This is a genomic window from Aquimarina spinulae, assembly GCF_943373825.1.
Taxonomy (GTDB): Bacteria; Bacteroidota; Bacteroidia; order Flavobacteriales; family Flavobacteriaceae; genus Aquimarina; species Aquimarina spinulae.
The window spans coordinates 2843714-2867383 of record NZ_CALSBP010000002.1; the positions used below are offsets into that span (position 1 = coordinate 2843714).

Sequence of the window (23670 nt, forward strand, 5' to 3'; positions counted from 1 at the left end):
AAGACCCCAGTCCCTCATGTAAATTGTGTTAGAAATATTTTCTATTTCTAGATTAGAACTTACCATGTAATGGTAAAGTAAAATGTTTTCTTATGACTCTTTAAGCCATATGTTGATTTGTTTTTCGATCTGAGCATATGTTTTTTGGTCAGGAATATGTTTTGTGTTTTTTAAGAAAATAGAGTCCTGAAAATTGTTAAATATTTCCTTACATCTTTTTAGAGCTTTCTCGCCGGGAAAAAAGATATCATTATCAGCAAATATTGCATAGACAGGAGCAGTTAGACGCGTTACATCTTTCTTTTGCAGAAGAGGAGGTCTTCGATAATCCATTTTTGTGCCTAATAAAACGTTCTTCTGAAAAGTAATAGAATACGCATCTATTGTAGTGTAAAATGCGTTCATGAATTTTAGAAGGTATTTTTCTTTTTTAGTAAATAGAAAACTTAATAAGGGGAAGGTTAAATGCTTCATTGATGTGCCAAAAGAGCCATTTACAAGACCACTGGGGACAACAAATATACCTTTGTGTACTTTCTCTGGTTGGTAGGACATTATTTTTTGCAATAAAAATGCTCCATAGGAGATACCAATTATAGTAGCCTTTTCAATATTTAAAATATCTATGATTTCAGAAATCCATTCTCCATAAGAATTGTCGTTAATAGGTAATCTGTTTTCTGTGCTTTTGGTGGTTTGACCTATAGTATCTATGGCATAAATTCGATAATCATCTCTTAGGTTTTTTATAGGCTCGATAGCTAACGGAGCGCCTGCATTTATACCGTGTAAAACAATAACCGGAGGGTTTCCTGGCATTCCTGTAGTAACTATATGTGTATTACCTGCTTTTGTATTTACATAAATATCTTCATATTCAATTTCACATGATTGTAGTTTTTCATCATATAATTTCATTATGACATCTCTTGTTTCTTTATTTTTATAAATACTTGTGTTTGCCATTGTGTTGTTTTTTAACAAAAATATACTATTTTGCTAAAAATTAGTCCAAATGGACTAATTAAATTTATATTGATGAATATTAAGGATATAATTAAAGGAAAAGCCCTCGAACTTTTTAATGCGAAAGGAGTTATGAATGTAACCTTAAGAGAGGTTGCAAAAGAATTGAATAAAAGCTATGGTAATATTACATATCATTATAGAACCAAAAATTGCCTGATAACTGCCTTGTATAATGATATGATGATCGAAACAAAAACAATAGCAATCTCTTTTAGTAATAGTAATTTGTTTTATGAAATTTTGGATGCCCCCAAAAAGACGTTTAAGATTTCTATGAAATACCTTTTCTTTTATGTTGATTATATTGAAATAAAACGCAATTTTAGTACTGTTTTCATAAATTTTGAAAAAAAACAATGATATTAGAAAAGTGTTCTACAAAAGCATTTTAGAGCAATTGCAAGATCAAGGAATAATTCGGGCAGAATTGAATACAAAAGATTTAGATTATTTAATGGAGTTAAGCGGAGCTATAAGAACATTCTTTTTTCTTAATCTTTCTTCAGAAAAATTTCTAGATAAAGAGCTGGAAAACCAATATGTGGAGTATGTAAATAGATTACTTATTCCGTACCTCACATCAAATGGTTTAGAGCAATATAATACCTATAAAACAGATTAAACATTTTTCCTAAAAAAGAGACAAATTAGTTTTGAAATGCTATAATTAGAATAACCTTTACCTAATTTAATTAGGTAAAGGTTATCTGTAGTTTATTATGTAATCAAAAACTTTTTTTGTTACGTATGTTTGACTACTGTGTAGTGAAGTTAATCTGGTAGATTATAGAATGATTGTACTTCTAGGTAGTTTTCAAAATTAATACCACTGGCATCATTACCTTCTACGAGTACAAACCGAAGTCTAAGATTAGATTGAGTAAAAGTAGCACGTAATGTAGCTTTTCCAACCTCAATTTTGTCAATCTCCAGGATGATTTGCTGGCCTAGACTAAGGGGTAGTACTTCCCAGTAATCATTGCCTGTTACTGTAACGTAGGCATAAACAATACCAGTGTCAAATATTTCCTTTGTCAATTCGGGAATGTCAAAAACATTATCCCCGTTAGATATCGTTTGGTTTTCGAATAAAACAGAAACTACATTAGCGTTTCCATCCTGTCCATTTGCCCCATCAGCTCCCGCAGGTCCTTGTGGCCCTATTTGACCATCGACTCCATCATCTGCGCAAGCACTTAAAACTAAGAGTAGTACCAAAATACCATACTTAGAAAATTTCATTATTGTTTCCATACTTTTCATGTTATTAATTATTAATTGTGTGAATACTCGATTGTTTATTTGCGAAGTGTTTTTAGTGATCGATTCCACAATTACAACCTTATGCTACAAAGATGAAGAGCGTTTGAAAAGCTATCAAGAGGTTAAAACCTTAATTTTAATAGGGTAAAACCATATATTTGTAAGGGTTATTTCCTGAATTTGTATGACCTCAAACTCGTATTTAAAAAATACTACTAGTTCTATAGCCTATTTCATTTTGTAGAATAAAACAAAAAAATGAGTTGTAATTGAACCTAAAATTTAGCTAGGTTCTGTTTTGAGGATTGATTTTTCTATTAGATTGATCTTTTCCTTAATGATTATAAAAACTAAAGAAAAAGCCATTAATAGATACGCTAAAAATTTCATTGTTGTTTTCATGATATGTGATTTTTTATCATTTACAACCTTAGATCAATAGCTTTAAATTTTTGTTACCCCTTTTTGCAATAAATCTTTAATTTCTACCATTTTCATTTGGGTATAGTTGGTATACGGGATCACTTTGCCAGAACTCTTTGGTATTAATATCCATTATGGTAAGTGGCCCTTTAAATGCAGCTCCTGTGTCTATATTCCATACACAAATAGCTTGTATTGGGGTAGTCTGATTGATTCGTGTAACAGGAGTGTGGCCAATATATATCTCATCAAAAAGTAACAGTCGTTTAGGATATTTTGGATCTGTCTTTTTTAGGTTGGGATCTGTAGCCAAGGCAGTTTCCCATAAAGTTCTATCCCAATAAAACAATTCACTAAAATATTCTCGATGCGGTCCATGAAGATTGGTGAACCCAGCATGAAGAAATAAACGATTGTGAGTATCTATATGATAATTATTGAGGGTTTCATAAAAACTAAGATGGGTATTAATTTCTTCTTGTGATAGTTTAGCATATGAATCCATAGTCGCTTGACCACCGTGTTGTACCCACTCGGGATTGTGAGTATGTTGTGTGAGCCAGGTATAACAAAGTTCATCATGATTTCCTTTAATAAAAATACAATTGTGAGAAGCTTTGAGCTTAATAAGGAACGAAACCAATGGGGCACTATGGCTCCAACCATCTACATAATCTCCCAGAAATATAAGAGTATCGTCTCTAGTTACCTTTGCTCTTTCAAGTATTTGCTCTAATGCGGTTAGTGCACCGTGAATATCTCCAATTACTAAAATTCTTCCCATGATTGGTTAATTGTTGGTCATTTTTGATGTATTACATTAACTATATCTAACTTTTCTTAAAATCCGAATACTTTCTTTACAGAGAGAATATATAGTATCGTTATAGAGTTTTAAATATGGTTTTGCCTCTTCTAATTTTTCTTTTGCTTCTCTAAGATCATTAAAATAACATATCAAATACGTAGCAGGAAGATTTACAATATCTTTTTCTTCGTTTTTTGATAGTGGAATTTTGTTTTTTAATTTCTCGATTAATGCATTATTGCTATTATATAAATGATGTAATGTTTTGCGATCAAATTGTGGTGGTTCAAAAAGAAGCTTACTTTCGATATCATAACTGGCATTATCCTTAAAGGTAATTACAACTTCTTCTAGAGGATAATAACTAAAAGTATCCTGTAAGCCTAATTGCACATATTCTATAATTTTAAATTGGTCATCGGTTAAGGATATACTCACTTCATCTAATTCTGAGTAAAATAGCTTTACATGCTCATTGATTAATTCGATATCTACTCGGGAGTAATATATTTCTCCATTTTGCCGTTTTTCTTTGGCTGCCCAGCAAACCACAAAATATTCTTTAAAAACCTTATATGCAGGATTGTAATCTGTTCTAGAATTCATAAAATCAAACACTCCATCCAAAGTAAGTTCAATATTATTCTGGGCATGGCTTTCGATAGCATTTACAATTTCTGAATTGACATCTTTGATCTCGATATCAAAAACTTTAGGCATACTCATGCTACCATCTCTAAAAAAGACACTACCGCCGTAATATTTCCAGATATTTTTGCGAAGAGAACAGAGCTGCCCACCTTGGGGTCGAATGGTTACCAACCCTACTACTTTATCAGATGACAAATGCGGAAAAGGGATATTTTCATAAGACACAATAGGAGGGTTGTCTAAATATGCATTTACCAGGTTTTGAATTTTACTATCGTCAAAAAAATCAACTCCTATAATTTGATTGTCCTCATCTTCAACCCCGATTACGATATATGAATTGTTTTTGGGATTAGAATTGGCGAGTGCACAAATATGCTTTAAGAATTTAGCTTTTCCCTCTTTCTCACCAATATTAAGTTTACGTTTCTTGTCATAAAAACTATTTTCGTCATTATGTGCCAGTAGGTTCTTAATAAGGAGGCGTTTGTTAATCATTCCGTTTACAAATAGCAATTGAAACTTTTCCCAATATAAACTTAGCCATTTTTATTGGGTCAACAATGCGATGAGAATAAAGAAATTATAAACTTTTATTAACTATTGTACTGCCCGCCTGCGCAGTGGGGAATACAATAAGGTCTGCAATATTAACATGATATGGTCGTGTAACCACAAAAGTTATAATATCTGCAATATCTTCTGGAGTAAGCGGGTCAAAACCTTTATACACAGTATCTGCTTTTTGATCATCACCTTTAAATCTAACATTACTAAACTCGGTTTCTACTAATCCTGGATGAATAGCACCTACTCTAATACCGTATGAGTTAAGATCCATACGCATTCCCTTGTTAATAGCATCTACAGCATGTTTACTTGCACAATAGATGTTTCCGTTTGGATAAACTTCTTTTCCTGCAATTGAGCCAATATTGATAATATGACCAGATTGTTGTGTAATCATTTTTGGTATAACTGCCTTAGAAACATACAGTAACCCTTTAACATTAATATCTATCATAGCATCCCAATCATCAAGATTTCCGGTCTGAATAGGGTCAAGGCCATGAGCATTTCCTGCATTGTTAATAAGAATATCAATTGTACTAAACTCTACTAGAAGGTTTTCAATCATAGAAAGAACCTTGTCTTTATCTCTAACATCAAAACAAAGTGTGTGTACTTGCACTTTTTTACTTAGTTCATCCTGTAGTGTATCTAATCGGTCTTGTCTTCTCCCACAAAGAATAAGATTTATATTATGTTTTGCTAATTCTATAGCGGTAGATTTTCCAATTCCACTAGTGGCCCCTGTGATTAATGCTGTCTTCATAAGTAAGTTTAATATTTAAAAAATGCAACACCTTTACATCAGATCCGTCTTTTGATAAGATCATCGTAAAAACGATGAAAATCTTTATGTCCAATTTTTTGTAAAAGTGGTTTAAATATACTGTAAAATTTGTGCCTAAAACAGGTTTTGCAGTGCACATTTAACCAAGAATTAACAAGAGCATGAAAATTAATTCGACAATTTGCAATGTTGGATTATGAGTGTTAAATTCACGCCTTAAAAAAAAATAAATATAGATGGAAGAGAATAATGCTATTGATATTGCTTCAATCAATCAGAAAATAGAGAAAGAATCTGCATTTGTAGATTTACTAACTCTAGAAATAAACAAAGTAATTGTAGGTCAAAAACATATGGTCGAACGATTGCTTATTGGGTTATTGGGTCAAGGTCATATTTTGCTGGAAGGGGTTCCGGGTTTGGCAAAAACATTAGCGATTAATACATTATCTAAAGCTGTTCATGGTAGTTTTAGCCGGATTCAGTTTACACCAGATTTATTACCAGCCGATGTAGTGGGGACTCTTATTTTTAATATGAAAGAGAACGATTTCTCGATTAAAAAAGGACCAATTTTTGCTAATTTTGTCTTAGCAGATGAAATTAACCGTGCTCCGGCAAAAGTGCAAAGTGCTTTACTAGAAGCGATGCAGGAGAAACAAGTTACTATTGGTGATGAGACTTTTGTATTAGACAAACCATTTTTGGTAATGGCAACACAGAATCCGGTAGAGCAGGAAGGAACATATCCTTTGCCAGAAGCCCAGGTTGACCGTTTTATGCTAAAAACAGTAATTGATTATCCAAAATTAGACGAAGAACAACTAATTGTTCGTGCTAACCTCAAAGGATCTTTTGAGCAGGTAAACCCTGTTGTTTCGGTAGAGCAGATTATTAATGCTCAGAAAGCAGTTAGAGAAGTATATATGGATGAAAAGATCGAAAAATATATCCTGGATATCATTTTTGCCACGCGTTATCCAGAAAAATATGGTTTAGAAGAACTTAAACCTTTAATCAACTTTGGAGCATCTCCTCGTGGAAGTATCAATTTGGCTACTGCAGCAAAATGTTATGCCTTTATTAAACGAAGAGGATATGTGATTCCAGAAGATGTTCGTGCAGTAATTCTTGATGTACTTCGCCATCGTATAGGGATTACCTACGAGGCCGAAGCAGAAAATGTAACTTCAGAGGATATCATTAATAAGATTGTAAACGAAATTGAAGTACCATAGAGATTTTGGATTTTAGAATTACGATTTTGGATTTTAATATGAGAATCCGAAATCGTTAATCGCCGATTCATCAATCGTAAATCATAATAATGGATACTAAAGAGTTACTAAAAAAAGTTCGAAAAATTGAAATTAAGACGCGTCGCTTGAGTGACCACATCTTTGGAGGAGAGTATCACTCTACTTTTAAAGGACGTGGTATGACTTTTAGTGAAGTACGACAATATCAATTTGGTGATGATGTACGTAATATAGACTGGAATGTAACAGCTCGTTATAATGAACCGTATATAAAAGTGTTTGAAGAAGAGCGAGAACTTACTATGATGTTGATGGTGGATGTTTCGGGATCACAACTTTTTGGTACTCAAGAACAATTTAAAAAAGGAATCATTACCGAAATTTCAGCAACTTTAGCATTTTCTGCAACTCAGAATAATGACAAGATAGGATTGATTTTATTTACCGATGAAATAGAATTATTTATTCCGCCTAAAAAAGGAAGATCTCATGTGCTAAGAATTATAAGAGAACTGTTAGAATTCGAGCCTAAAAGTAAAAAAACGAATATTACAGAAGCATTGAAGTTTTTGTCTAATGTGATGAAAAAGAAAGCGATCGTTTTTATACTGTCTGATTTTATTGCAGATGATTACCAACATACATTAAAAATTGCAGGAGGAAAACACGATGTTACCGGGATAAGAGTGTATGATCGAAGAGAAGAAGAAATCCCTAATCTGGGAATGGTGCAAATGGAAGATGAAGAGACAGGAGAACTTTTGCTGGTGAATACAGGTTCTAAAAAAACACGAACCAATTATAGTAAATATTATCATGAAAGAGTAGATTACTTTAAGGATAGTTTTACTCGCAGTGGAGCGGGTTCTTTGAGTAGTAGAATTGATGAGAGCTATGTGAAGAAATTGTTAGGCTATTTTAAAAGAAGAGGATAAGGAAGATTTAAGAATGACGAATTACGAATTACGATTTGAAAAAAGAACTATACAACCAGGAGCCCTTAGGCTTTTTATCTGGATGATATTCTTTGTTTTTAGTGGGCTTGGAGCTTTTGCCCAAGTTTCGGCGACAATCGACTCTACTACAATAGAAATAGGAAATGAGATTCGATATAAAATGCAAGTCGAAGCAGATTCGACTCAAATAGTTGTTTTTCCTGAAGGACAAACATTTACTCCTTTAGAAGTAATCGAATCACAAAAAATAGATACCTCTAGAAACGGAAAACGTTTTAACCTTACCAAAGAGTATGCATTAACTCAATTTGATTCTGGTCATTATACCATACCAAGGCAAAAAGTAGTGATTGGCGACAAGGTCTTTTTTACAGATTCTCTTAAAGTTGAGGTTAGAGATATTTTGGTAGATACTACCAAACAAAAGATGTATGAGATCAAACCTCTGGTTGATGTAGATGCTAAATTTGCTTTTAACTGGAAGAAATGGTTCTTATGGATTGGTATTTCACTACTTATATTAGGGGTGATCACTTTTTTTATATTCAGAAGAAAAAAACGTAAAGCAAATAAAGAAGATGAGCTGCCTCCTTATGAAAGAGCAATACTAGCACTTCAGAAAATTGACGAGTCTCATTTATTAGAAAAAGATTCGCATAAAGAATACTATTCGCAGTTAAGTGATACCGCTCGTAAATATATCGATGAAGAAGTGTATGATCATGCTATGGAAAGCACCACAGATGAGTTAATTACACGACTTGATGAAGAGATTAGATCAGGAAATCTTAATTTGGATAAGACCACTATTGAAGAACTTAAGAATGTGTTGAAAACCGCAGATATGGCCAAGTTTGCCAAATCTAAACCTGATATCATAACAGCAAAATCAGATCGTAATGTTATCGAACAAGTGATTCATAAGACAAAAAGTGCAATACCAGAACCAACCGAAGAAGAATTATTGGCAGATGAAGAATATAGAAAAACAGTAGCCGAGAAAAAACGCAGGAAGAAAATTATTTTTGGTAGCCTTGGAGGCGTTGCAGCGGTTGCTATTACATTACTGATTTTTATTTTGGTAAAAGGGTATGATGTTGTAAAAGACACGCTACTTGGGCACCCGACAAAAGAATTGGCAGAAACCGAATGGATTACAAGTGCATATGGTTCTCCCCCTGTTACTGTTGCTACTCCCAGAGTATTGATTCGTAATGCATATCAAATGACAGAAGAACAAAAGCAAACTCTTAAAGGGAATGAAACTTTTGTATATGGAAGTCTGGCGGGAAATTTCTATGTAGTTGTAACCACAATACAATATAAACAGCCTACCGAAATAAAATTAAATAAAGTGGTCGAAGGTGTTGTAGGAAAATTTGAGTCTATAGGAGCAAAGAATATTTCTGTAAAAGATGAAGAATATGAAACTTTGGGTGGAGCAAAAGGAGTTAAAGTGTTTGGAGATTTAGAAATAGTGAATCCTGTAACCAAAAAGAAACAAAAAAATAGCTACCTAATGTTGAATTTTGCTGAAAATAGCGGGTTTCAACAAATCACTTTGGTATATGATATAGAAGATCGTTATGCGAAAGATGTTGCCGAGCGTATTATTAATTCTGTAGAACTTAAAAATACCAAATAACGATGTTTGAAAATTTTACATTTGAGAATCCACAGTTTTTTTGGTTGTTTTTACTACTTCCATTAGCAATAGGGTGGTATATATGGAAACGAAATAAGCAACAAGCAGCTTTAAAAATATCTAGCGTTAAAGGATTTAAAATTTCTGGAAGCTGGCTCACAAAATTAAAACCGTTGTTGTTTATCATACGCCTAATAGCATTATCTTTAATTATTACTGCATTAGCAAGACCTAGAACGGTAGATGTATCTACCAAAACTAAAACTACCAAGGGTATCGATATTGTAATGTCGATAGATGTGTCTGCCAGTATGTTGGCAAAAGACCTTAGACCTAATAGATTAGAAGCATTAAAAGAAGTAGCTGCAGAATTTATTAAAGATCGACCCAATGATCGTATTGGTTTGGTCGTATATGCAGGAGAGAGCTTTACCAAAACTCCAATTACAAGTGATAAGTCAATTGTGCTGGGTAGTTTAAAAGATGTAAAATATGATAATGTCTTAGAGAATGGTACGGCTATAGGAATGGGATTGGCAACGTCTGTAAATCGACTTAAAGACAGTAAAGCTAAAAGTAAAGTGATTATTTTACTTACAGACGGTTCTAATAATGCTGGTTTTATAGACCCTAAGATTGCTTCAGAACTAGCAGTAGAATATGGTATTAAAACCTATACAATTGGTATTGGCACAAACGGAATGGCTTTGGCTCCTGTAGCTATATTACCAAACGGATCTTTTCAATACGGTAGAGTGCAAGTAGAAATCGATGAAGATTTATTAAAAGAAATTGCTAAAGTTACCGGAGGTAAATATTTTAGAGCAACAAATAACAAAAAATTACAACAGATTTATCAAGAAATTGATAAATTAGAAAGAACAGATATCGAAGAATTTAAATTCTATAATTATGAAGAAAAATTTAGATCATTGGTGCTGCTGGCAGGATTATTAATTTTTATAGAATTTTTGTTTAGGTATACAATATTTAGAAGTTTTATTTAAAAAAAATATAAACCTCACAGGCTTTGAAAACAGATGAGGTTTAATGAATAAGGTAGAAAATGTACGTATTAGAAGAGAAAATATATTTCTGGTTATTATTGGGTATTCCAGTACTAATTCTGCTGTTTTTGGGAGTGTTAGTTTGGCAAAAGACAGCTCAAAAGAAGTTTGCAGATGCAGCACTTCTTAAAAAATTGAGCCCTAATCGATCTATCTTTAAATCAGTATTAAAGATTATTGTAATTAGTTTAGCTCTGGCTTGTCTGGTGATTGCCCTGGTTAATCCTAAGGTAGGTACAAAACTTGAAACCGTAAAACGAGAAGGAGTAGATGTCGTTTTTGCAATAGACGTATCTAAAAGTATGCTAGCAGAAGATATTGCACCCAATAGATTAGAAAAATCAAAGCAATTGGTTACCCAGATTATCAATAATCTGGCAAGCGATCGTATTGGGATCATTGCATATGCAGGTAGTGCTTTTCCTCAATTACCAATTACTACAGATTACGCATCGGGAAAGATGTTTCTACAATCTATGAATACAGAAATGCTATCTTCTCAAGGAACTGCAATTTATGAAGCTATAGAATTAGCAAAAACATACTATAATGATGAAGAGCAAACCAATAGAGTTTTATTTATTGTAAGTGATGGTGAAGATCATGAAGGTAATGTAAAAGCCATTGCAGAAGAAGCCGCCAAAGAAGGAATTAAGATTTTTACAATAGGCGTAGGATTAGAAAAAGGAGCACCCATACCTATAAAGCGAAATGGAATTGTACAAACGTATAAGAAAAATAGTCAGGGAAGTACGGTAATTACCAAATTAAACCCGACAACTTTACAGGAAATTGCGAATGAAGCAAATGGCACATACATTGATGGTAGAAATACAAGTAAAGTTGTAGAAGAAGTGACTACTATACTGCAAAATATGGATAAAAAAGAATTTGAAGCCAAGCAGTTTGCAGATTTTAAAGATCAATTTCAGTGGTTTCTGTTTGCCGGATTGTTATTATTATTTTTAGATATTTTCTTATTAGAAAGAAAAACATCTTGGGTAAAAAAATTAAACCTGTTTAACGAACAATAGTGAGGTATGAAAAAGATTTTATGTGTTATATTATGTTTTCAGATAGGGATCATATGTTCTCAGGAAGAGAATCGTGATCAAATTATTAATGAAGCAAATCAGTTTATAGCTACAGGTAATAAGGTTCTGGTTAAAGATGGTAATTTTCCTAAGGCAGAAGGAGAATACAGAAAAGCAATTGCCAAAAATCCTGTAAATCCTACAGCAAAGTATAATTTGGCTAATGCATACTATAATTCTGAAAAATATGATGAAGCTACCCATCGTTATACAGAAGCAGCTAAGGTAGCTTCGGCTAAGTCAGAAAAACATAAGGCATTTCATAATCAGGGAAATACCTATATGGAGCAAAAAAAATATAAAGAAGCTGTTGAAGCTTATAAAAATGCGCTTAGAAATAATCCCAAAGATGATGAAACGCGTTATAATCTTGCATTGGCAAAGAAAATGCTAGAGCAACAACAACAGCAAAACGATCAGAATAAGGATAAAGATAAAGACAAAGATCAGAAGGAAGATAATAAGGATAAGAAAGAGGGTGACGATAAAGAAGATAAAAAGGGAGATGATGGAGATAAGGAAAAAGAAAAGGGAGAAGATCAAAAGGATAAAGAAGGAGATAAAGGAGAGGATAAAAAAGATGAGGGAGATAAAGAAAAGGATGACAAGGGTGAGCCTAAAGATGAGAAAAAGGATAAAGGAAAAGACCAAAAAGAACAGGAAGGTGAACCTAAAGATCAGCAACAACAGCAGCAACAAGTTCAGGGTAAATTATCACCAGAACAAGTTAAAAGCTTACTCGAAGCTATGAATAATCAAGAAAAGAAAGTTCAGGATAAGATTAACGCCAAAAAAGCTCAGGGATCAAAAGTTAAAACAGATAAAGACTGGTAATTTGATAAATAGACATGTTAGGTTTTAAGAATCTAATGGTCTAAATAGCATAAAAAATGAAACTAAAACTAATTTTTCTAACACTATTTCTGGCCACAACGCAGTTTGCATTGGCGCAGGTGAGGTTCGAGGCTAAAGTAAGCAAGAAAAAGTTAGGTGTAAATGAAAGATTACGAGTGGATTTTGAAATGAATAAGGATGGAGACAATTTTACACCTCCTTCCTTTTCGGGGTTTACCGTTGTAGGTGGACCTAATCAATCTATTAGTAATTCTTGGGTTAATGGAAAACGATCATACGCCAAAACATTTAGTTATTTTCTTGAGCCTACTCGTAGAGGACAATTTACTATAAAACAAGCAACTATAGAGATTGATGGGCAAACATATAAAACATTACCCATTAGAATTGAAGTTACAGGTGCAGTAGATAAACCAAAGGATGGTAATAATACAGATTTTGTTGCAAGTGAAAATCTTCATCTTATAGCAGAGGTTTCTAAATCAAACCCTTATTTGAATGAAGCAATTACAGTAGTCTATAAACTGTATGTTAGTCCGAGAATTAGTGTAAGTAACTGGCGAGAGCTAGACAGTCCAAAATATAGCGACTTTTGGAGTCAGGCGATCGATATGAAACAGCTCAAAATTGAAAATGGAGAATATAAAGGAGAACCATATCGTTATGTAGTACTTCGTAAAACAGTACTATACCCACAAAAGACAGGTAAATTAAATATAGAACCTCTTACCCTAACCGTTTCTGTAGATGTTCCCACAAAAAGAAGAGATATTTTTGGTGGTAGACTGTATACTACAGTTAATAAGACTGTAGCTGCAGGTAATAGAGTAATAGAAGCAAAGCCTTTACCAATACAAGGAAAACCAGATGATTTTTCGGGTGCAGTAGGAGATTTTGATTTTAAAGTAACCACTAATAAAACAGAGCTGGATGCCACAGAATCCCTCGATGCTAAGGTTTTGGTTACAGGTAATGGTAATTTAAAACTGTTTGATTTACCAAAGCTTAATGTGCCAAATGGTTTAGAACAATACGAACCTCAGCATAATGAAAGAGTGCGAACAAATCTAACAGGTATGGGTGGAAGCATATCTGATACCTATACCTTAGTACCACAATATAAAGGTAAATATCCTATACCATCAATTTCGTTTTCTTATTTTGATTTGAAAACAAAAACGTATAAAAGAATTACATCGGATGAGATTGTAATTAATGTAAAAAATGGACCTGATGGAGGGGATACTGTAGTGACATCAGAATCGGGAGGAACAAATAAAAAACTGGTGACTCAAGCAGGAAATCAATTTAGATTCTTAAAACTAAATGCGGGACTTCAGACTATTCAAAAAGAACACTTTTTTAAGTCTACTGCATATTGGTTATCATTAACGGCACCGTTATTAGCAATTCCTCTATTCCTTTTCTTTGGTAAAAAAAGGCAAGAACGATTAAGTGATATTAGTGGTAACCGAGTTCGTAAAGCAGATAAACTAGCTCGTAAATACCTTTCTGAAGCTAAAAAAAATCTAGGAAACCAAAAGGAATTCTATATTGCTATGGAACGAGCATTGCACAATTATTTAAAAGCTAAGCTACATATCCAGACAAGCGATATGAGTAAAGAACGTATCCAAAGATTATTAAAAGAGCGTGATGTTGAAGATGCGATATCTATAGAATTTATTGCATTGCTAGAGAGTTGTGAGTTTGCAAGATATACTCCATCTTCTACTTCAGCAATGCAGCAGGATTATGATAAAGCCTCTAGAGTAATTGCCTCAATAGATAAACAACTATAATGTATGAAAAGAATAGTTGAAACACTTATTTTTTTAAGTATAGCACTGGGTTTTTCTCAGAATCAAGAAGCATTTCAGAGAGGAAACTCATTATATAATCAAGAAAAGTATCAGGAAGCTATAGATGCATATAAATCGATTTTGGATACAGGTCAGGAATCAGCTTCGCTATACTATAATCTAGGCAATGCAAACTATAAATTAACTAACATAGGTCCTAGTATTTTTTATTATGAAAAAGCGTTAGCATTATCGCCTAATGATGAAGATATCAAAAACAACCTGGCTTTTGCCCAGAAAGCAACAATAGATGCAATAGATGTAATCCCAGAAGGTTTTATTTCAAGAACATTTAAGAAATTTACTAATATGATGGATTTTGATAGCTGGGCATGGTTTTCGGTGATCTGTATTATTGCATTTGTTATCCTGTTTATTTTGTATTATACAGCACATAACTCTACAAAAAAGAGAATATTCTTTGTAGGATCATGGGCGATATTAATTTTGGGATTATTTGGAGTATTCTTTGCTTTTTCACAATACAATTATATTAAAAACAACCAGTTTGCAATCATTTTTGCCCAGGAGACAACCATAAAAAGTGAACCAAACCTTAGAAGCGAAGAAGTTTTCGAACTTCATGAAGGAACCAAAGTACAGGTGACAGAAACCGTAAATGATTGGAAAAAAATTAAACTTGCCGATGGCAAAATTGGTTGGATTCCTAAAACAGATTTAAGAGAGTTATAATTGATCAATAAAATTTGCAATACATTAACAACATTTGAAAGCAATACTGTTATTTTTGCTTTCTAAAATTGCCCTATAGTGATTATCAAACTTCAAATAGCAAAATTTCTAATCCTTTTTGGCTTCATTATAAGTATGGCCAATTATGGTATAGAGTTATTTGACCTGTATAATAAAGAAAATACTTCCATGATTTTGGGTATAGATGACTCTGAAGAAAAATCTGAATCCAAAGAAAATGATAACTCAGAAAAAGAGGATAAAAAAGAAAAAGATAAAATTTATCAGGAAAACATGGTAAACCAAGCAGGGTTGGCTGAGTTATATATTAGTTTGTACTCTTATTTTTATGCGCATAATACTTCGGTTTATCTAGAACAGAAAACCCCTCCTCCAGAAATTTCATAAGGTATATATCGACACCAATTTTGAATATTGATGCTTTACATGAGTAAAGGGTCTTTTCATTCTTTTGGTAATTTTTTTATTACACTAACACTTATGTTAAATACAAATTGAATTATTATTGCTATGAGTTTTTTTAAAACATTAAAAAATGATTTACCGGCAAGTATTGTCGTATTTTTTGTGGCATTACCGTTATGTTTAGGTATTGCCTTAGCCAGTGGAGCTCCCTTGTTCTCTGGATTGATTGCAGGAATCATTGGAGGTATTGTGGTAGGAGCCTTAAGTGGTTCTCAAATTGGAGTGAGTGGACCAGCTGCTGGATTAGCTGCTATTGTATTGACCTCGATCGGATCGTTAGGAGGTTTCGAAAACTTTCTGGTTGCCGTTGTTCTGGGAGGAGTTATTCAAATAGTATTGGGATTATTAAAAGCAGGAATAATAGGATATTATTTTCCTTCTTCTGTAATTAAAGGAATGCTTACAGGTATAGGAATTATTATTATCCTGAAACAAATCCCATATTTCTTTGGATATATTCCAGGAAAGGGAGAAGGTGCTTTTGAGCAGATTTTTAATTCTTTATTAGATTTAAGCATAGGGAGCACCCTTATTGCCTTGATAGGTTTGGGAATACTAATTCTTTGGAGTAATGTACTTACTAAAAAGGCAAAAATATTCCAATTAATACAAGGACCTTTAGTTGCTGTTGTTGTAGGAATTGTATTTTACAAAATACTTGGTTCATCAGGAACTTTTGGGATTAACCCCAAAAGCTTGGTAAATGTGCCAATCCCATCAGATATATCTAGTTTCTTAGGGCAATTTAGTTTTCCTAATTTCGAAGTAATTACGCAAGGAGATGTGTGGTTAATCGCTTTTACTATTGCTCTGGTAGCAAGCTTAGAAACGTTACTTTGTGTAGAAGCTACAGATAAAATTGATCCCGAAAAAAGAGTTACTCCAACAAATAGAGAGTTATTGGCCCAAGGAACAGGAAATATCATTTCGGGACTTATAGGTGGGTTACCTATTACACAGGTAATTGTTCGTAGTTCTGCAAATATCCAATCTGGAGGTAAGTCAAAGTTTTCTGCAATTGTTCACGGGTTCTTTCTGTTAATTTCGGTAATTGCTATTCCAAAGCTACTTAACTTTATTCCTCTTTCTGTATTAGCAGCTATATTATTAATTGTAGGATATAAGCTGGCTAAACCTGCTACTTTTGCCACTATGTGGAAATCTGGTTGGAAACAATTCGTACCTTTTATTGTTACTGTTTTAGGTATAGTTTTTATCGATTTGTTATGGGGAATCGGACTAGGATTGATGGTAGGAGTTGTAGTAATTTTGTTTAAGAGCTATCAAAACTCACATTTCTTACATATAGAAGATGAAAGTAATGGAAAACATAAGATAAAAATGACTCTTGCCGAAGAGGTGACATTTTTCAATAAAGGAGCCATTTTAAAAGAACTTGATAGTTTGCCAGAAGATACTTATCTTACCTTGGATGTTAGAAAAACACGTTTTCTGGATTATGATATCGTAGAAATTCTGGAAGATTTTTCTGAAAAAGCAAGAAACAAAAATATTGATATCAATCTGATTTCAGAAAGAGGAATCGTAGAAAACCCAGAGAGTTACATAAAGTTTTTTAAGCTTAGATCTAAAACTGCATAATTTTTTAAACAAAGAAATGAGCCATCTATAAACAGGTTTAAGTTAACTAAAATATGAGATGGTAAATTTTATCACACAATAGTAAATAATAAAAATATAATACATGAAAGCACATACTAAAGAAACACAGGCCGCAATTACTCCGCAAACTGCATTACAGATGCTTAAAGAAGGAAATCAAAGGTTTCAGCATAAGCATATGGCAGATAGAAATCTTTTAGATCAGGTAAGTGATACTAAAGGGGGACAATATCCTTTTGCTACGATCCTTAGTTGTATAGATTCAAGAGTTTCTTCAGAATTAATTTTTGATCAGGGAATAGGAGATATTTTCAGCGCTCGTGTGGCTGGTAATTTTGTTAATGAAGATATTCTGGGTAGTATGGAGTTTGCCTGTAAGCTTGCAGGAACAAAACTAGTTGTAGTATTAGGACATACCGCATGTGGAGCCGTAAAGGGAGCATGTGATGATGCCAAACTAGGAAATCTTACTGCTTTATTAAGTAAAATTAAGCCTGCAGTTGCCGCGGTTTCAGAACCAGCTGCTCCTGCTGAAAGAACTTCTAAAAATATTGATTTTGTTAATGAAGTAGCTGTAAAAAATGTAGAGATGACCATCGATAATATAAGAAGCCAAAGTGAAGTACTTCGTGAGATGGAAGCGAATAATGAAATTAAGATTATTGGCGGTATGTACAATATTAGTGACGGAAGTGTCAAGTTTTTTGAAGGATAGTACTCCTAAAATTTTATTAAAATAATACCGATGCTACTAAGTGTCGGTATTTTTTTAGTATTTTTTAGAAAGTTTTAACAAAAACCAGAATATATCGATGAAAGGATTTTTCAGTAACTTGAAAGGAGATGCCTTTGGCGGATTAACCGCAGGTATTGTTGCATTACCTTTGGCTTTGGCCTTTGGAGTGTCATCAGGATTAGGGCCAACAGCTGGATTGTATGGTGCTATTTTTATTAGTTTTTTTGCAGCTTTTTTTGGTGGTACAAACACACAAATTTCAGGTCCGACTGCTCCAATGACTGCGGTAAGTATGGTAGTTATCGCTGGAATTATTGCTGCCAATGATGGTAGTGTTGAAAAAGCCCTTCCGGCAATCTTAACAGTTTTTTTGTTGAGTGGATTGATGCAAATAGGATTAGGAGCTATTGGTTTAGGAAAATATATTAGATATATTCCATATCCTGTAGTCTCTGGATTTATGACAGCAATTGGTGTCATCATTCTGCTTACTCAGATATTACCATCATTTGGATATTATCCTAAAGAAGATGCAGAATTTGTAACTCAATTCAAACCAGAGGCAGAAGAAGTAATCCTCGAAAATATTCTTAAAGAAGAAGCTGCAGAAGATATTTTGGTACTCGAAGACTTTAAAGAAACCATCTCAAGAGCAGAAAAAATTACGCAGAATGATATTCTACAAGAATCTCAAACCCTGGCAGCAAAAGAAGCTTCAGGTGCTTTAGGAGCTATTAAAGTTCTTCCAAGAGTTATGAGAAACATCAATTGGTTAGAGCTATTGCTGGCTATTGGTACTATTATTATTATCTACGGTTTTAAACGTATTACCAAAGCAGTACCAAGCACTCTGGTTTCACTGGTAGTGATGTCTGGTATTGCTTATGGTTTTGGATTAGACTATAGACCGATAGAAGAAATTCCAAGCGGATTACCTATTCCTAAATGGGAAATATTTACCGGATTTAGTCTTGCTAGTATTACTCCCTATATTTTTACAGCACTTACATTGGCGCTATTAGGAGCGATAGATTCGTTATTGACTAGTGTAGTGGCAGATAATATGACCAAAACCAAACATAAACCTAATAAAGAATTAATAGGACAAGGAATAGGAAACAGTATTGCAGCATTGTTTGGAGGTATTCCTGGTGCTGGTGCCACTATTAGAACAGTGGTAAATATTAATTCTGGAGGTAAAACTAAATTGTCAGGAATGATTGCCGGGTTAGTATTGTTTATTGTGATGATGGGACTTGCCCCGGTAGCTTCAAAAATACCCGCAGCAGTACTTGCAGGAATATTGATTACTGTAGGGATTGGTGTAATGGATTATAAAGGATTAAAAGCAATACCAAGTTTACCAAGAGATATCAAAGTAGGACCGATTAAACTAAGTTCTGAAGTATTGGTTATGTTAATCGTGTTGGTACTATCTACCTTCTGGAATCTGGTTTATGCAGTTGGAATCGGATTGGTGATAGCATCGCTTATGTTTATGAAAAAAATTGGAGATCTTACCGCAGAGCGTTCTGATGTAAAACCACTTAAAGAAGAAGAAGCGTGGAAAGATGAAAAAGGCTTCCCTGTTAAATTAAAAGAGGAAGTTTTTATCAAACACCTTAAGGGACCATTATTCTTTGGTTCTACGAGTGATTTTCAGCAATTGGCCGCTCAGATCCCTGACACCTCTTCTGTTGTAATTATGCGTTTAGATCGTATGCAATATATGGATCAATCTGGTCTATATGCAATGGAAGAAATGATTATGGATTTACAGCAAAAGGACATCAAAGTTCTTTTTGTAGGATTACTGAGTCAACCAAGATATATGATGGAACGAATTGATATCATTCCAGATTTGGTTCCTTCAACCTGCATATTTGAAGATTTTGATTCCTGTATCGCCTATTTAGGAAATATCGTAGAAGATACAGTATCGAGCATTTCATTTGATGAAGATTAAAAACATTAAGACATAGTACAGGAAGATCCAGCTTTTTTTGGATCTTCTTGTACTATTAAACCTCTTGTTCTTTCTTGTCAGCATTTTTCAGGATATTAGGTAATATCATTGGCGCCAATTTGCGAACAGGAGTGTATAATACAGAAGAATTAAGCGTTTCTTCTTCGATGATTGTAATATTTCTATTTAAGGCATCGACAAAAATAATAATAACACTAGCTATAAATGCCATTTTAAGCACTCCAAAAGCACCGCCTAAGAGCTTATTTAAAATACCTAATGCAGCATAATCTGCTATTTTGGTAAGAATCTTACCAGCCAAAGAAACAAGAATAACTACTACAATAAAAGTTATAGCAAAAGCTACTAATTTCATAGCTCCTTCTTGCCAATTTACATATTGTTGAAAATATCCTCCAACAATATGGGAGAAGTGAACAGCAATATAGATACCCACTATAAGAGCAACAAGAGATGCTAATGAGGAAAACAATCCTTTACTAAATCCTTTTATTAAACCCCATAACAAAAGAATTCCTAAAATAATATCGATGTAATTCATTAATAAATGATTATTGAATCTCAAATATAATTCTTTCTGTGTATAAGTGCACATTCAATTTTGCTTTGTAAGATCTACTCCTACCAGAATTTGTTTTGATAAATGATATTCTTAAAAAGATGATATTTAAATTTTTTATATATTTAGCATATTATATATATAATATATACAATGAGAAAAATAATTGATATTGATGAGCAAATAATCCCTAAACTTAAGATTATAGCAGCAATAGAGGGATCTAGCGTAAAAAAAATTATGGAAAAGGCCATCATCCATTATATAGAACAAAAACAAAAGGAACAAATGGATTCACTGTCTCTGGATCAAAAGGAAGACTTGGGATTATTGCTTTTAATGCAAAAGGCAAATGCAGAATCTACAGTAAGTGAAGAAGAATTATTTAATTCCTAGCAGATATGGTACTAAAAACCTCTTCACAATTTGCAAAAGATTTTAAAAGCGTTAAAGATGTTTCGTTACGACATAAGGTGAAACATGTTCTGGAATCATTAAAAACTGCCAAAAGGGTAAATGATGTACCTCATTTCAAAAAAATAAATGGTAATGATAAGGCATACAAGATGGGTATAGGGTTTTACTATTTGGTAGGAATTATAACATCAGAACAGGAAATAATATTGATGCGATTATTACATCGGGATGAGGTTCTGCAAGTCATTAAAAACACTTAAAAATAGATTCTTAAAACTACATTAGGAGTAATTCCTAAGGATTCTTGCTGCAATCTATCTAATTCTATTTCTCCGGTAGTTGCATTATCATCTACCCTATAACTTATAGAGATAGGCACTTGTCTATTATATACATTTTGTATTGAAACTCCTATTTGCCCTCTCCAGTTACTAGTTTTGTTGAAATCAAATCGATAAATGGCAGAGATGTCTAACCTATGATATTCTGGTAAACGCTTTGCATTGGCAGCTCCATATTCAATCTCATCGTTTACAAGATCAGCATTGGTAAAAGGAGTTCCAGATCGCCATAACCAACCCAAAGAAAATTCCCAATCATTGATTTCATATGTATTAGAAATTCTAAAATTATGAGTGATGTCGTTATTCCCAGAAAAAGAGATTTCCTGTATTTCAGGAAAAGTATATTTGATATCGTTAAAAGTATATCCTATCCAGGTTCGAAAATTTTCGAACTTCTTTTTTAGTAATACATCGATTCCATAAATTATACTTTCTCCTGTAGATAAATCACTATTAATAGTATTAAATCCGTTGGTGACCGATGTTAGACCATCAATATTTTTATAATAACCATCAACCTCAAAATTCCAACCTTTTTTAGAAAATAATAGCCCTGTAGAAAACTGAGTACTTTTTAATACAGGAACTTCTTGATTGGCATGTATCCATAAATTATTTTCCAGGCGAAGCTGGGTGTCTTCAAACTCGATTAATTGACTTATTGGTTGATATCTAAGTTCTCCCGTTGCTTTTATTCTTAAAAGATTAGTAATAGGATACTCAATATTTACTCTGGGCTCAATATAGAATTGATCGATTATTGAATAATGGGATGTTCTTATTCCAAGATTGATAAAACTCTTGTTTTTTGGTAAAAACTTATAGCTTGCATATATAGTATTTGCATTGTTTTTTACTCTGTCTGACTCGTTTATCGGTGTTTCAAATTCAGCTTCTCTTGTGATTGCATAAGACACTTCACTATTAGAAAATTGGTATCCCAGCATGAGTGAGTTTTTGGTGTTAAGATCATATGTGATATTAAAATCTAATCCAACATCTTCTACGGTATTCTTTCTAACCGATTGTCTTTCTATTTGTAATTCTTGCCTTTCGGTAAACAAGTAATCAGAATCATACTTAGAATAATATGCTTTTAAACTATGATGAAAATGCACTAGTTTAGTACCTTCCCAGGAAAGACTAGCTCCTTTATTTTGAATTTCAAGATCATCGGTAATCAAATCTTCTTCATCGTTAATTTCGAAAGCAAGATCATTGTTGGTATAAATGGTACTCGCTAGAATTTTGTCATTTTCTGAAGCGTCAATAATTAGTTTGGCACTGGCATCATAAAAGAAAAAATTATTTTCGGCAATTGCTTCTTCCCGTTCTTCTTCATCGTCATCCTCTTCTTCACCTGTAACAGGTGTTTGATTGGGGTTCTCAACTATTTTTGTATTCTGAAATACTTTTTCAGAAAGCGCATTATAGGTTGGAGTTTCAAAAATATCGGTATAAGATCGTCTAGCAGAAAGTACCAAACCTACAGGTTTTGCCACAGGAACTTTCATAAAAACATCTGCATGAGTACCATTGACTCCTGCACCACCATTAAATTTTTTCGGCACTTTTTTATCACTAGAAATATCAATAACGCCCGATACTCTATCACCATATTTTGGATCTGCACCTCCTTTAAAGATTTTGGCACTTTTAACTACATTAGGATTAAAAGCAGAAAACATTCCGAAGAAATGACCAGTGTTATACATTTTTATATCATCCCAAAGTACCAGATTCTGATCTGGTGACCCTCCTCGAATTTGTATTCCTGTTGCGGTTTCGTCGGGACTGTTTATTCCGGGAATAAGTTGGATACTTTGAAAAATATCAGGTTCGCTTTGACCAGGAAGAATGCCAATTTCTTCATTCGAAATTCTAAATGAGCCGTCAATGTTTTTGTCAATTCCGGTAGTAATGTATTCTACAATAAGCACTTCTGCCAAAGAGGTACTTTGGATAAAAAGTGGAATTCTGGGACAACTTGAAGCTTTAAAAGAAGAAGCTTTCATCACTTTGTCTTTATAACCAACATACTGTATGGTGATCGATGCGTTCTGGTCGATAGTTCCTAACTGAAAAAAACCATCATCATTAGCAATTGTACCTGTTTTTGTACTTTCAATACTTATAGAGGCATAGGAGAGAGGTTCGTTGGTAGTTTCGTCGAAGAGATATCCACAAACTTCAACTTTATTGCCGGGAGAACTAACAACCACCTGCCTATCTGATATTTTTTTAAAATTAAGATGAGTTAGTGTTTTTAAAGTAGTCAAAACCTCGTCCAGCGGAGTATTGTTAATAGCCAATGTAATGATCTTGTTTTTTACGGTTTCATTACTGAATGAAAAAATGAGATCATACGATTCTGATAACTCGTTAAGTACCTGTTGTAAAGGTGCCTCATTGTAGTTTTTGGTGATTTGTGCTTGTAAAGAACAGGTGCATAAAAGTAAGAGTAGCAGAGTTTTTTTCATTGTATAGTTGGGTTTTAGAGAATTCTAAAACGTTAAGATTCTTAAATAATTAATGTGCGAATTGATTAATTTCTGA

At 33.3% G+C, this 23670-nt stretch carries 23 protein-coding genes; 16 read left to right on the forward strand and 7 right to left on the reverse strand.

The window, feature by feature from the left end; all coding sequences use genetic code 11:
* Window positions 1-90 precede the first annotated feature (90 nt).
* Window positions 91-966 carry an alpha/beta fold hydrolase gene (locus NNH57_RS17995; RefSeq protein ID WP_108808142.1) on the reverse strand — a complete coding sequence of 292 codons (876 nt, stop codon included), beginning with the start codon at window positions 964-966 and terminating at the stop codon, window positions 91-93.
* Between the two features lie 72 nt (window positions 967-1038).
* Between NNH57_RS17995 and NNH57_RS18000 the strand changes: the two genes are divergently transcribed.
* On the forward strand, window positions 1039-1389 hold the full coding sequence (locus NNH57_RS18000; RefSeq protein WP_254504207.1) for a TetR/AcrR family transcriptional regulator: 351 nt from the start codon (window positions 1039-1041) through the stop codon (window positions 1387-1389).
* Window positions 1373-1651, forward strand: a complete 279-nt coding sequence (locus tag NNH57_RS18005) for a hypothetical protein (RefSeq protein WP_254504209.1) — start codon at window positions 1373-1375, stop codon at window positions 1649-1651. The genes NNH57_RS18000 and NNH57_RS18005 overlap by 17 nt, the downstream gene beginning before the upstream one ends.
* A gap of 149 nt (window positions 1652-1800) precedes the next feature.
* On the opposite strand, the gene NNH57_RS18010 is transcribed toward NNH57_RS18005, so the two are convergent.
* The 4 genes from NNH57_RS18010 to NNH57_RS18025 all read right to left on the reverse strand — a co-directional run bounded on the left by NNH57_RS18010 (window position 1801) and on the right by NNH57_RS18025 (window position 5510).
* On the reverse strand, window positions 1801-2283 hold the full coding sequence (locus NNH57_RS18010) for a hypothetical protein (protein WP_132065954.1): 483 nt from the start codon (window positions 2281-2283) through the stop codon (window positions 1801-1803).
* A 487-nt stretch (window positions 2284-2770) separates the two neighbouring features.
* The gene (locus NNH57_RS18015; RefSeq protein ID WP_108808139.1) at window positions 2771-3499 is read right to left on the reverse strand and encodes a metallophosphoesterase; all 729 of its coding nucleotides are present in this window, start codon (window positions 3497-3499) and stop codon (window positions 2771-2773) included.
* Window positions 3500-3535: 36 nt separating this feature from the next.
* A complete protein-coding gene (locus tag NNH57_RS18020; protein WP_074405734.1) occupies window positions 3536-4672 on the reverse strand; it encodes an ATP-binding protein in 1137 nt (378 codons plus the stop codon).
* Window positions 4673-4757: 85 nt separating this feature from the next.
* Window positions 4758-5510, reverse strand: a complete 753-nt coding sequence (locus tag NNH57_RS18025) for an SDR family NAD(P)-dependent oxidoreductase (RefSeq protein ID WP_108808138.1) — start codon at window positions 5508-5510, stop codon at window positions 4758-4760.
* A 257-nt stretch (window positions 5511-5767) separates the two neighbouring features.
* Here NNH57_RS18025 and NNH57_RS18030 point away from each other — a divergent pair, with 257 nt between their 5' ends.
* From NNH57_RS18030 to NNH57_RS18085, 12 genes are all read left to right on the forward strand, one after another.
* Window positions 5768-6769 carry an AAA family ATPase gene (locus NNH57_RS18030; protein WP_074405732.1) on the forward strand — a complete coding sequence of 334 codons (1002 nt, stop codon included), beginning with the start codon at window positions 5768-5770 and terminating at the stop codon, window positions 6767-6769.
* A gap of 89 nt (window positions 6770-6858) precedes the next feature.
* Window positions 6859-7725: a DUF58 domain-containing protein gene (locus NNH57_RS18035; RefSeq protein WP_074405731.1), complete on the forward strand. Its 867-nt coding sequence runs from the start codon at window positions 6859-6861 to the stop codon at window positions 7723-7725.
* Between the two features lie 13 nt (window positions 7726-7738).
* Entirely contained in the window at window positions 7739-9391 is a 1653-nt protein-coding gene (locus tag NNH57_RS18040) for a DUF4381 domain-containing protein (protein ID WP_108808137.1), read from the forward strand.
* Between the two features lie 2 nt (window positions 9392-9393).
* A complete protein-coding gene (locus NNH57_RS18045; RefSeq protein ID WP_074405729.1) occupies window positions 9394-10398 on the forward strand; it encodes a vWA domain-containing protein in 1005 nt (334 codons plus the stop codon).
* A 59-nt stretch (window positions 10399-10457) separates the two neighbouring features.
* The gene (locus NNH57_RS18050) at window positions 10458-11492 is read left to right on the forward strand and encodes a vWA domain-containing protein (protein WP_074405728.1); all 1035 of its coding nucleotides are present in this window, start codon (window positions 10458-10460) and stop codon (window positions 11490-11492) included.
* Between the two features lie 6 nt (window positions 11493-11498).
* Entirely contained in the window at window positions 11499-12386 is an 888-nt protein-coding gene (locus NNH57_RS18055) for a tetratricopeptide repeat protein (RefSeq protein WP_074405727.1), read from the forward strand.
* A 56-nt stretch (window positions 12387-12442) separates the two neighbouring features.
* Window positions 12443-14209 (forward strand): BatD family protein, encoded by a 1767-nt coding sequence (locus tag NNH57_RS18060; protein WP_074405726.1) that lies wholly within the window; start codon window positions 12443-12445, stop codon window positions 14207-14209.
* 3 nt (window positions 14210-14212) lie between these two features.
* Entirely contained in the window at window positions 14213-14962 is a 750-nt protein-coding gene (locus NNH57_RS18065) for a tetratricopeptide repeat protein (protein WP_108808136.1), read from the forward strand.
* 78 nt (window positions 14963-15040) lie between these two features.
* A complete protein-coding gene (locus NNH57_RS18070) occupies window positions 15041-15370 on the forward strand; it encodes a hypothetical protein (RefSeq protein ID WP_132065956.1) in 330 nt (109 codons plus the stop codon).
* A 123-nt stretch (window positions 15371-15493) separates the two neighbouring features.
* Window positions 15494-17050, forward strand: coding sequence for a SulP family inorganic anion transporter (locus NNH57_RS18075; RefSeq protein ID WP_074405723.1), 1557 nt, complete (start codon window positions 15494-15496; stop codon window positions 17048-17050).
* Between the two features lie 103 nt (window positions 17051-17153).
* Complete coding sequence (locus NNH57_RS18080) at window positions 17154-17786, forward strand: carbonic anhydrase family protein (RefSeq protein ID WP_074405722.1); 633 nt, start codon at window positions 17154-17156, stop codon at window positions 17784-17786.
* 97 nt (window positions 17787-17883) lie between these two features.
* Window positions 17884-19773, forward strand: a complete 1890-nt coding sequence (locus NNH57_RS18085; protein WP_074405721.1) for a SulP family inorganic anion transporter — start codon at window positions 17884-17886, stop codon at window positions 19771-19773.
* Window positions 19774-19828: 55 nt separating this feature from the next.
* Here NNH57_RS18085 and NNH57_RS18090 read toward each other — a convergent pair whose 3' ends face one another.
* A complete protein-coding gene (locus NNH57_RS18090) occupies window positions 19829-20335 on the reverse strand; it encodes a CvpA family protein (RefSeq protein WP_074405720.1) in 507 nt (168 codons plus the stop codon).
* A gap of 171 nt (window positions 20336-20506) precedes the next feature.
* On the opposite strand from NNH57_RS18090, the gene NNH57_RS18095 reads away from it, so the two are divergent.
* Both NNH57_RS18095 and NNH57_RS18100 read left to right on the forward strand, forming a co-directional pair.
* A complete protein-coding gene (locus tag NNH57_RS18095; protein WP_074405719.1) occupies window positions 20507-20749 on the forward strand; it encodes a hypothetical protein in 243 nt (80 codons plus the stop codon).
* Window positions 20750-20754: 5 nt separating this feature from the next.
* Window positions 20755-21030, forward strand: coding sequence for a hypothetical protein (locus NNH57_RS18100; protein ID WP_074405718.1), 276 nt, complete (start codon window positions 20755-20757; stop codon window positions 21028-21030).
* Here the strand turns inward: NNH57_RS18100 and NNH57_RS18105 are convergent.
* Entirely contained in the window at window positions 21027-23594 is a 2568-nt protein-coding gene (locus NNH57_RS18105; RefSeq protein WP_108808135.1) for a TonB-dependent receptor, read from the reverse strand. The genes NNH57_RS18100 and NNH57_RS18105 overlap by 4 nt on opposite strands.
* Window positions 23595-23670: the final 76 nt, after the last annotated feature.

What these genes read in the sequence shown, in the direction of transcription:
- NNH57_RS17995 (WP_108808142.1), bottom strand. Translation starts at nt 966, where the DNA reads ATGGCAAACACAAGTATTTATAAAAATAAAGAAACAAGAGATGTCATA.
- NNH57_RS18000 (WP_254504207.1), top strand. Translation starts at nt 1,039, where the DNA reads ATGAATATTAAGGATATAATTAAAGGAAAAGCCCTCGAACTTTTTAAT.
- NNH57_RS18010 (WP_132065954.1), bottom strand. Translation starts at nt 2,283, where the DNA reads ATGGAAACAATAATGAAATTTTCTAAGTATGGTATTTTGGTACTACTC.
- NNH57_RS18015 (WP_108808139.1), bottom strand. Translation starts at nt 3,499, where the DNA reads ATGGGAAGAATTTTAGTAATTGGAGATATTCACGGTGCACTAACCGCA.
- NNH57_RS18020 (WP_074405734.1), bottom strand. Translation starts at nt 4,672, where the DNA reads ATGATTAACAAACGCCTCCTTATTAAGAACCTACTGGCACATAATGAC.
- NNH57_RS18025 (WP_108808138.1), bottom strand. Translation starts at nt 5,510, where the DNA reads ATGAAGACAGCATTAATCACAGGGGCCACTAGTGGAATTGGAAAATCT.
- NNH57_RS18030 (WP_074405732.1), top strand. Translation starts at nt 5,768, where the DNA reads ATGGAAGAGAATAATGCTATTGATATTGCTTCAATCAATCAGAAAATA.
- NNH57_RS18035 (WP_074405731.1), top strand. Translation starts at nt 6,859, where the DNA reads ATGGATACTAAAGAGTTACTAAAAAAAGTTCGAAAAATTGAAATTAAG.
- NNH57_RS18040 (WP_108808137.1), top strand. Translation starts at nt 7,739, where the DNA reads ATGACGAATTACGAATTACGATTTGAAAAAAGAACTATACAACCAGGA.
- NNH57_RS18045 (WP_074405729.1), top strand. Translation starts at nt 9,394, where the DNA reads ATGTTTGAAAATTTTACATTTGAGAATCCACAGTTTTTTTGGTTGTTT.
- NNH57_RS18050 (WP_074405728.1), top strand. Translation starts at nt 10,458, where the DNA reads ATGTACGTATTAGAAGAGAAAATATATTTCTGGTTATTATTGGGTATT.
- NNH57_RS18055 (WP_074405727.1), top strand. Translation starts at nt 11,499, where the DNA reads ATGAAAAAGATTTTATGTGTTATATTATGTTTTCAGATAGGGATCATA.
- NNH57_RS18060 (WP_074405726.1), top strand. Translation starts at nt 12,443, where the DNA reads ATGAAACTAAAACTAATTTTTCTAACACTATTTCTGGCCACAACGCAG.
- NNH57_RS18065 (WP_108808136.1), top strand. Translation starts at nt 14,213, where the DNA reads ATGAAAAGAATAGTTGAAACACTTATTTTTTTAAGTATAGCACTGGGT.
- NNH57_RS18075 (WP_074405723.1), top strand. Translation starts at nt 15,494, where the DNA reads ATGAGTTTTTTTAAAACATTAAAAAATGATTTACCGGCAAGTATTGTC.
- NNH57_RS18080 (WP_074405722.1), top strand. Translation starts at nt 17,154, where the DNA reads ATGAAAGCACATACTAAAGAAACACAGGCCGCAATTACTCCGCAAACT.
- NNH57_RS18085 (WP_074405721.1), top strand. Translation starts at nt 17,884, where the DNA reads ATGAAAGGATTTTTCAGTAACTTGAAAGGAGATGCCTTTGGCGGATTA.
- NNH57_RS18090 (WP_074405720.1), bottom strand. Translation starts at nt 20,335, where the DNA reads ATGAATTACATCGATATTATTTTAGGAATTCTTTTGTTATGGGGTTTA.
- NNH57_RS18095 (WP_074405719.1), top strand. Translation starts at nt 20,507, where the DNA reads ATGAGAAAAATAATTGATATTGATGAGCAAATAATCCCTAAACTTAAG.
- NNH57_RS18100 (WP_074405718.1), top strand. Translation starts at nt 20,755, where the DNA reads ATGGTACTAAAAACCTCTTCACAATTTGCAAAAGATTTTAAAAGCGTT.
- NNH57_RS18105 (WP_108808135.1), bottom strand. Translation starts at nt 23,594, where the DNA reads ATGAAAAAAACTCTGCTACTCTTACTTTTATGCACCTGTTCTTTACAA.